Source organism: Streptomyces calidiresistens (assembly GCF_014141525.1).
GTDB lineage: Bacteria > Actinomycetota > Actinomycetes > Streptomycetales > Streptomycetaceae > Streptomyces > Streptomyces calidiresistens.
This window is the reverse complement of the sequence record NZ_VKHS01001152.1, coordinates 1-1,278: the sequence shown is the minus strand read 5'-3', so window position 1 is coordinate 1,278 and position 1,278 is coordinate 1. Positions and strand designations below refer to the sequence as shown.

Annotated in this window: 2 protein-coding genes; both read right to left on the bottom strand. The window is 79.6% G+C overall.

Translation table 11 applies throughout. The features are described from left to right. The coding region (locus tag FOE67_RS26045) for a sacsin N-terminal ATP-binding-like domain-containing protein (protein ID WP_438874316.1) at nucleotides 1-913 on the bottom strand (913 nt) is incomplete at its 3' end. 101 nt (nucleotides 914-1,014) lie between these two features. Next, on the bottom strand, nucleotides 1,015-1,278 hold a 264-nt coding region (locus FOE67_RS29765), incomplete at its 5' end, for a hypothetical protein (RefSeq protein WP_228474309.1).

The following is a 1,278-nucleotide window of genomic DNA, read 5'->3' as shown; positions in this document are numbered from 1 at the left end:
GGGTGGGGGCGTGTACGACCCCCGGGCCCCTCGGGGCGGCCGGGGAGCCGTCGGCGCCGACCGGGACGGCCCAGGTCACCGACCAGTGGGGGCGTTCGCGCTCCTCCAGGGGGCGGTCGGCGAGCAGGTCGGGGCCGGCCTCGCCGGCGGCGGAGGCGGTGCGCCAGGCGGTGGTCCGGTCCCCGTCCCGGATCACCACGACGGCCGGGTCGTCCGGATCGACGGAGCGGATCAACCGGCGCCGGCCGGCGGGGCGTTCAACGACGATCTCGGTCAGGCCGGGCAGGGCGAGCAGCAGGGCGTCGTCCACGGCGGCCAGCAGGCGGTCGGCGAGGTCACTCGCGGCCGCGTCGCGCAGGGGCAGTTCGACGACGGTCTCCCACCCCGCCGGGTCGTCCCCGACATCGGCGCGGGCCGGTGCCGGCAGGGGGAGGCGCAGCAGCGGCACGGCGTGGCGGCTCCCGGCGCGGCGGGCCAGCTCGGCGGCCAGGCCGCCGGAGCGGTCGGCGGCGTCGCCGGCGAGGGCGACGGCCTCGGTCAGCGACCACCGCACGCCGCCCGCCCGGCCGCGCACCACCGGGGTGTCGGTGACGGCGAGGACGGCGGAGAAACCGACGCCGAAGCGTCCGACCCGTCCCTCGGCGGGTTCGTCCCGCTTCGCCGAGGCGCGGAGCGTGGAGAGCGACTCCACGCCGGCGGCGTCGAGGGGCGCGCCGGTGTTGGCGGCGGTCAGCAGGCCGTCGCGCAGGGTCAGGCGCAGGCGGCCGGGGACGCCGGCGCGGGCGGCGGCGTCGGCGGCGTTCTGCGCCAACTCGATGACGACGCGGTCGCGGTAGCCGCCGCGGGCCAGGTCCTCCTCGGCGTTGGCGTCCTCGCGGAACCGGGCGGGGGACGCCGCCCAGGCGTCCAGCACGGCCTGCCGCAGCCGGGCGGTGTCGAAGACGTCCGGGACGTTCGGGGTGCCCGGCGTGTCGCCGCCGGCGGCGGGGACGGGTGTGCCGTTCGCATCGGTGCTCACGCGGGGGACAGTACCGGGCGGGACCGACCGGGGTCCGGACCGGTGCCCCCCGGGGCGGGGGCGGTCCGGCCCGGGACGCTCCCCCGGCTCGCTCCGGACCGGCAGGGAACCCGCTCCGGAGGGGCCGAAAAACGACGGGTCGCGGGAGCCGGGACGGGCATGACGAGGACGACGCGGTCGCGGTAGCCGCCGCGGGCCAGGTCCTCCTCGGCGTTGGTGTCCTCGCGGAACCGGGCGGGGGACGCCGCCCAGGCGTCCAG